The 471-nt window shown below is 38.4% G+C and carries 1 protein-coding gene; it reads left to right on the top strand.

Annotated elements, in window-relative coordinates; translation table 11 throughout:
- The coding region (locus tag PSR9079_RS23430) for a PhoU domain-containing protein (RefSeq protein WP_218939808.1) at positions 1 to 378 on the top strand (378 nt) is incomplete at its 5' end.
- Between the last annotated feature and the right edge of the window lie 93 nt (positions 379 to 471).

The raw sequence follows: 471 nt of genomic DNA, 5'->3' as shown, positions 1-471 counted from the left end.
CGTATGGGAGACCATATGGCAGGCATTGCCAAAGCTGTTTTGCAACTAAAAGAAAATCAACTAGCCCCTGGCGAAGAACAGTTACACCAAATGGGTAAATTATCCCTCAGCATGCTAGCCGATTTATTGGTTGCCTTTCCTTTGCACCAAGCCTCAAAAGCTATTAGTATTGCTCAAAAAGATGAACAGATTGACCAATATTATTATGCCTTATCAAAGGAAATCATTGGACTTATGAAAGACCAAGAAACCTCAATTCCCAATGGAACACAATACCTTTATATCATAGGGCATCTGGAACGCTTCGCTGATTACATTGCTAACATTTGTGAACGCCTAGTCTACCTAGAAACAGGCGAACTAGTGGATTTGAATTAATTCAACTAACCCTTAAAAGAGAAGAGTACGATTAAGTGCTCTTTTTTATGGTTGTAAAAAAGTTCATTTGACCAATTTAAGCAGTGTAGATCG

The organism is Pseudoalteromonas rhizosphaerae (assembly GCF_902498845.1).
GTDB classification, from domain to species: Bacteria; Pseudomonadota; Gammaproteobacteria; order Enterobacterales; family Alteromonadaceae; genus Pseudoalteromonas; species Pseudoalteromonas rhizosphaerae.
This window is presented reverse-complemented; position numbering and strand designations above follow the sequence as displayed.